Genomic DNA, 7,174 nt, shown 5'->3' on the forward strand with positions numbered 1-7,174 from the left:
CTTTAATGGTTAAAAGGTCATATTCAATCCAACAATAATCTGTCTGGGGATCGGAACCTCAACAAAATCAAATCCTCGAACCGCTGTGCTTTGTCCTGCAGAATTTATTTCAGGATCGTAGCCACTATAATTATCAATGGAGAATAAATTTCTCCCTGCAACGCTGAAACGCATACTACCATTTTTTAGAAATTTTGGTTTGAAATCATAAGACGCGGAGACCTCTCTTAATTTGACATAAGATCCGTCTTCAATCCAGTTTTCGAAAATCGAGAATAATGCGGCAGATGTTCCCTTTGGCACCTCACCCCTCAACTCAGCTTCATAACCTTTTAAACCGCCATATAAATCGCGATCCCCTACACGTTTGGTGAAATTAAAAACATCCGCACCAATTGATGCATCTACCTGCGCTCGGAAAGAAAAGTGCTTACCAACGTTTACCTCATTGATTAATGATCCTGTCCAATCCGGATTGGGATCACCAATAACCTTCCTCAGGGTGCTGCCATTAGCGGCTTTAGCAGTTTGAGGCAAGCCATTTAATAAGGCAAGTGATCCATCAGCATTGCGCGCAAAATAAGTTGAATAGAAGGCACCGATTGGATATCCATTTACTGCTGCGACCTGACTAAAACCGCCTGGAAAGGTCAGTAAACCTCCTGGAATATTATCAACGACGTTCTTATTACGAGAATAAATTGCTACAACATTCCATTTAACTTTTTCATTTAGAATAGGCACTCCTCTTAACATGATCTCAAGTCCACGGTTAGTCATTGTACCGATGTTAACGAATTCAGTTGTAAAACCTGTACTGGGCGTTAAGTTAATTAAGTTAAGTAGATCGGTGACATTTTTGCGATAGTAGGAAAATTCAAATCCAATACGTTCTTTAAAGAAACTAATGTCTGTTCCTATCTCAAATTCTTCCTGACGTTCCGGCTTGATTGAGCTGTTACCGAGCAGAGTGGAGGAGTATACACTTGGCAATCCACCAGAATTTACAGGAACATAGTTAGTGTACTGGTCGAAGGCTCCTAAAGCTGTTAAATTACCTGACTCTCCATAAGATGCCCTTAACTTCAAACTTGATATGATGTTCCTTATTTTTGAATCTTGCCAGAATTTCTCATTGGAAAGCACATAACTCCCACTAAATTTCTTATAAAATTGTGAACGATCATCTCTTCCAAATACCGAAGACACATCATTTCTTAAAGCAGCAGTAAGGTATACTTTGTCCCACAGTCCGAACGTTTGCTGAACATACGCTCCCATCACATTAATAGTCGAGCGCAGTTCAGTACCTACAACTACTCCATTGTTTACCGTTTGCCCAACCAATCCCAACTGAGTTGCCGATAATCCAGTTTGATAACGTTTTTCATTCTGAGCTGTTGCACCAATTCCAGATGTAGATTCCAGCCAATCAGTAATCTTAGTCTGATATGAGGCTGTAAAATCGTTATTTACCATAAATGTTGTCAGGTCCGCACGTTTCGAAAATCCGGTATTATAAGTAGGTGTTGTATTTCCCACGGGAATATAGCCAGTTCCGATTTGCGTAGCGTTGTCATAGCCAAGTACATAATTCAATGTTAAACCTTTAACTGGAGTGGCTGTTGCCTGGAAATTACCAATAAAACGACTTGTCCGTTGTTGAAAATCAAATCTGTTAATCGCCTCCAAAGGGTTAGTTCTCGGTGCAACACTGGGAGAAGTAGAAGGATATACGCCATTTACTGGTTCAGGATTAATATAGTTATTAGCAAAAATAAAACCGGTTAACGCTCCATAAGCTTCATTGAGGCCGCCATTAGGAATTTCATGACTTGAACTGATTGAGTAATTAGCGCCTGCAGAAATTTTAAGCCAATTAGTAATAGTCTGATCCAACCTTACTTTTGCACCGCCACGACTAAAATCAGAGTTATCAATTATCCCTTGATTGTACAAATAGTTTCCACTTAAATAATATTGTGTACCATTGCTTCCTCCAGAAACTGAAACATTATTTTCATTACCATATGCCCTTCTGAAAATATCATCCTGATAGTCGTACCGCTGTACTGCAGTTTGGCTTAAATCAGTTAGCGTTGTTGTATTATAGCGGAAAGGATAAGTATTTATATCCAGTGTTTTTCTCACTTCGCTTACTTTGAAATTAGATGAGACATTAACCACTGGTTTTCCTTCCTTACCCTTTTTTGTGAAAATCTGCACAACACCATTACTGGCCCTGGATCCGTAAATTGCAGCGGCAGCAGCACCTTTTATAATTTCAATACGATCAATATCATTTGGGTTAATATCTACCAGCCTATTTTGGGCATAACCACCAAGATCAAGCAATTCTGTAGAATTGTTATTAACAATCACCCCATCAATAATATATAACGGATCGCCAGTTCCGACAATCGTACTACTCCCCCTTAGCCTTACACTAATACCTCCTGCCGGATTCCCGGAGTTTTGTGATATCTGAGCGCCAGCTACTTTACCACTTAAGGCCTGATCGATCGAAGTTGCATTACTGTTCTCAAGATCTTTTGAACTCACAGTAGAAATAGCGTTACCTAATGTTTTGCGGCTGGTTGCTACAGATGTACCAGTTACCACGACTTCATTCAGGCGAACTAGATCTTCGTCGATATTTGCATTTAAGGTAATTGTCTTTTCCGATCCTAACTCAATACTTTGTGTCTTAGGAGAATACCCCAAAAAACTAAAAGTAATTTGATATTTACCTCCACTAAGCCCTGCGGTAAATTCATAAGCACCGTTTCCATTAGTGGAGCCCCCTATTGTTGTGTTTCCTACTTTGACACTTACGCCAGGCAAGGGTTGTCCCGTTCGTGCATCTTTAACAAACCCTTTAATTACATATGCTCCTCCCTGGGCAGAGACCTTTCCATAAAAAAGAAAGAAAAAAATAAGCAATAACAGGCTGCCTCTCGCAGTCCTCCCGAGTAAATTTTCGTTCATAATATTTATTTTGTGTTAAGTGTTGGTTCTCTTAAAATGGCAAACTTACTTTACCCATCGCCACAGCGGGCATCTCAGGCCTGCTAGTATAGCTGAAGCTTTCTGCCGCTAAACATTCGTTAGCCAGCAATGCAAACAATACAGCCTCCTTCGCATCAGGATTTATTCCTAAATCCGCCGTATTTTTCAACTTACAATTCAAATATTTGGCTAACCTATCCTTCAATAAAGGATTGTGCATCCCTCCACCACTTAAATAAATCACAAATGGAGTTTCAGCAGGTATTGACTTCCGGATCGCGTCAGCTATAACTCTGGCGGTAAATTCTGAAAGTGTAGCCAAAACATTTACCTGGCTTATTTCATTTTCATTCGATTTGATGGCGCGATCTAAATAATCAAGATTGAAGAGCTCAGGGCCTGTTGTTTTAGGAAATGGAAGACCAAAGAAGGGATCAGCTAACAGTCGTTTTAGCAATCCCTCATCTACCCTACCCGATAATGCCAGTTCAGCATCCTTATCGAAGAACATTCCCTCAAAATGTTGCTGTACATACTGATCCAGGATCGTATTACCCGGACCGACATCCGTAGAAAATATCTGATCGAAATTAAAGCCAGCAGGTAAATAAGTAAAATTTGCAATACCACCAATATTAAGTAAGATACGATTTTCAATTTCATCAGAAAAGATCAGGTAGTCCCCATAGACAGCTAAAGGGGCACCTTCACCACCGGCAGCGATATGTTTTTGCCTAAAATCACTTAGCGTAATAATGCCTGTTTTTACAGCAATATGATCTCCATCACCTATCTGGAGTGTCGCATTAGGATAGTTTGGTAGTTTGTGAATAGATTGCGGAGCATGATAAATGGTTTGTCCGTGACTGGCAATGATATCAACCTCACTTGCAGAAAACCCCCAACTTTCCAATGCCTCCAATATTAAATCAGCATAATAATTCCCAATAAACGCATTTAATACCGTTACCTGTTGAAGGTCGACTATCCTTTTGGATGAAACTGATCTTAATTCATTTTTGAATTCCGGCGAAAAGTCAGTTGTAGTAAAATGAAGCAAGTTTACAGATGTATCTGCACCTGAGCCGGAGAATTTACAAAGCGCAATATCCAAACCATCAAGTGATGTTCCTGACATTAATCCGACGATGATTCTGGAAGTAGCTTGTGAAATATCAACTAGTTTTTGTAGAGATTTATTCATTCGATGTTGTTAAGGGTAATCGAAAACACGCAAAAAAATGCATGACACACAAAATCCACTATCACTTTTGTAAATATATAGATTTTAAAAAAGGATTTTATGCATACTATAAAATAAAAACCGCAATAACACGCAGAATCATGCTGTCTTTAACTTCGGCATAAGTGATTGTAATAAATGCGATAGGAAATAATTGCTATTTCTCGTCCTCGAACATGCCATCAAGCAATTCATCCGTCTCTCTTCTGTCTTTTTTGGTTGGACGACCCGCCCCGCGATCCCTTTTCAGCCCCGGCGAGTGGAATACGGATTTGAAAGCATGCGTTTCCTCAACTGGAGTTAAGTCTTTATATTTAGTTAATGCTGTAGGAGAATCTGTTCTGTTGTAAGAGAAATCTATAACTTCGATTATTTTTTTTTCAATCCCTTTTGATACCTGATAAACATCACCGATTTTCACAATTGCTGAAGGTTTGATATTCTGCCCCTTCAACTTCACCCTTCCCGCCTTACATGCATCAGTCGCAAGACTTCTGGTTTTAAAAAACCTTATCGCCCACAAATATTTGTCTATTCTAAGTTTTTCTACTTCTCCCATACAAAGTCAAAAATACTAAAACAATCAGGCACAAGGCAAACAATTTAAACAATTAGCCCTTTAATAAACAAAAATTGATTTATTTTGCGTAAAATTTAAAAACATCATGTATTCAGATTTAAAGAAATTAATTGAAGCCGCCTGGGACGACAGAACTCTTCTACAGTACAGTAACTATTGCGAAGCTATTGAAACCGTAATTCAGGGATTAGATAAGGGAGAAATTCGTGTTGCTGAACCAGTTTTAAATTCATGGGGCATTAATGAGTGGGTAAAAAAAGCGGTTATTTTATACTTCCCGATTCGCGAGATGAAAGAAATCAAAAGTGGTCCTTTCGTTTACCACGATAAAATGGAATTAAAGACTGATTATAAAACAACCGGTGTACGTGTAGTACCAATGGCGAGTGCCCGTTATGGCGCGTATTTAGCTAAAGGTGTAATCATGATGCCTTCTTATGTTAATATTGGGGCCTATGTGGATGAAGGTACAATGGTTGATACCTGGGCTACTGTTGGCTCATGTGCTCAAATCGGTAAACGTGTTCACTTGAGTGGCGGTGTTGGTATTGGAGGCGTTTTAGAGCCGGTTCAGGCAGCTCCTGTAATTATCGAGGATGATGCATTTCTAGGTTCAAGAGCAATTGTTGTAGAAGGTGTTAAAGTCGAAAAAGAAGCAGTTTTAGGTGCTAATGTTGTGTTAACGGCATCAACGAAAATTATTGATGTAACCGGACCTACACCTGTTGAATACAAAGGTATTGTTCCTGCACGTTCAGTAGTTATCCCTGGAAGCTACACTAAAAAATTTCCGTCCGGTGATTATCAGGTACCATGTGCATTAATCATTGGAAAACGTAAAGAGAGTACAGATAAAAAAACCTCTCTTAACGATGCGTTGAGAGAAAATAATGTAGCTGTTTAAGCATGAAGCCATAAGGTGAAAAGTGAAAACAAAATACAAAGCATTAAAGCCGAAAGCACAGCGCTTGAACCATCAAGTATTGAGCCTTCGGCTTTAAACATTGAACTCAGAATCGGATATGATGGCAAACGCGCTGCCAACAATCTAACGGGTTTAGGCAATTATAGCCGATCTCTGATTGAGGCCATAGCCAACCAGTTTCCGTCCGGTCAATACCTGGTTTACACACCTAAAGCCAAAAAGGCTAAGCAAATTGATACATTCTTCGGGAATAAAAATATTCAACTGAAACTTCCAAGAAATGGAACCTTCCTTTGGAGGACACTGAACATTCTTAAAGATTTGTTTCAGGATAACGTACAAATCTATCATGGTTTGAGTCATGAGATTCCTTATGGGATTCACCATACCCCTATAAAATCTGTTGTAACCATACACGATCTTATCTTCCTCCGTTTTCCGCATTACTATAAGTTTATCGACCGTAAATTATACGAATGGAAGAGCAAGGCAGCCTGTAAAAATGCGAACAGAATTATTGCCATAAGTGAGAAAACAAAAAGTGATATAGTCGAGCTTTACCAAATCAATCCCGATAAAATAGATGTGATTTATCAGAGTTGCGACGACAGCTTTAAAACTGCATTTGATGGACAGAGGCTTTATGAAGTCAAAAACAATTATAAATTGCCAGATCGTTTCATCCTGAATGTTGGCACTATAGAAAGTCGCAAAAACCTAAAATTATTGATTCAGGCGCTTCCAGTAATCAGGAAAGAATATATGCTGGTTGTAATTGGGAAACCAACCTCCTATTTAGAGGAAGTTAAACAGGAGATAGAATCCCTTGGATTGAAAGAAAGAGTCATGTTTCTTCAGGATATTCCTTTTGCCGATTTACCTGGAATATATCAGCTTGCTGATTTGTTCGTCTATCCATCTTTTTATGAAGGCTTTGGAATACCGATCATAGAGGCTTTGTATTCTCAAACACCGGTAGTAGCTGCTACTGGTTCCTGTTTAGAAGAGGCAGGGGGCCCTCACAGCTTGTATATTGATCCGACTAATGCTGGAGCCCTTGCAGATGCTGTGAACGGCATACTGGATTCCAATGAGCTACAAAATCTAATGAAAGCAAAAGGGCTGGAATTTGTTAAAAAATTCAACAGCCCTTTAGTTACGCAGCAATTAATGGATTGCTATCTAAATCTTATCTGCTAATATTATTTAGCAGCAATTGCAGTTGGCGGGTATTGTGCCAATATTTCTTTAACACCTGTTTGCAATCGCTCTTCCCTTTTACTGAAGCTATCCAGATTGAAACCAGTTCCCTGTCCATGCCAGAATAATATTTTCTTTGCCGGGTCAAGGAAATCAATAATAATTGTTCCTTCCATATATTGATTAACATAGTTAGGACCGCCCCAGCCGCCCCAAC

Annotated in this window: 6 protein-coding genes; 2 read left to right on the forward strand and 4 right to left on the reverse strand. The window is 39.2% G+C overall.

The features are described from left to right. Positions 1-9 precede the first annotated feature (9 nt). From AB669_RS02390 to AB669_RS02400, 3 genes are all read right to left on the reverse strand, one after another. Entirely contained in the window at positions 10-2,988 is a 2,979-nt protein-coding gene (locus tag AB669_RS02390; protein WP_047797654.1) for a SusC/RagA family TonB-linked outer membrane protein, read from the reverse strand. A gap of 31 nt (positions 2,989-3,019) precedes the next feature. After that, entirely contained in the window at positions 3,020-4,213 is a 1,194-nt protein-coding gene (locus AB669_RS02395; protein WP_047797655.1) for an anhydro-N-acetylmuramic acid kinase, read from the reverse strand. 196 nt (positions 4,214-4,409) lie between these two features. Then, the gene (locus AB669_RS02400; protein ID WP_047797656.1) at positions 4,410-4,811 is read right to left on the reverse strand and encodes an RNA-binding S4 domain-containing protein; all 402 of its coding nucleotides are present in this window, start codon (positions 4,809-4,811) and stop codon (positions 4,410-4,412) included. A gap of 106 nt (positions 4,812-4,917) precedes the next feature. Here AB669_RS02400 and AB669_RS02405 point away from each other — a divergent pair, with 106 nt between their 5' ends. Next, a complete protein-coding gene (locus AB669_RS02405; RefSeq protein WP_047797657.1) occupies positions 4,918-5,736 on the forward strand; it encodes a 2,3,4,5-tetrahydropyridine-2,6-dicarboxylate N-succinyltransferase in 819 nt (272 codons plus the stop codon). 15 nt (positions 5,737-5,751) lie between these two features. After that, the gene (locus tag AB669_RS02410) at positions 5,752-6,957 is read left to right on the forward strand and encodes a glycosyltransferase family 1 protein (RefSeq protein ID WP_082120563.1); all 1,206 of its coding nucleotides are present in this window, start codon (positions 5,752-5,754) and stop codon (positions 6,955-6,957) included. 2 nt (positions 6,958-6,959) lie between these two features. Here AB669_RS02410 and AB669_RS02415 read toward each other — a convergent pair. Continuing rightward, positions 6,960-7,174, reverse strand: a 215-nt coding sequence (locus AB669_RS02415; protein ID WP_047797658.1) for a DUF4136 domain-containing protein, incomplete at its 5' end; no start/stop codon positions are given.

Source organism: Pedobacter sp. BMA, assembly GCF_001027745.1.
Lineage (GTDB): Bacteria > Bacteroidota > Bacteroidia > Sphingobacteriales > Sphingobacteriaceae > Pedobacter.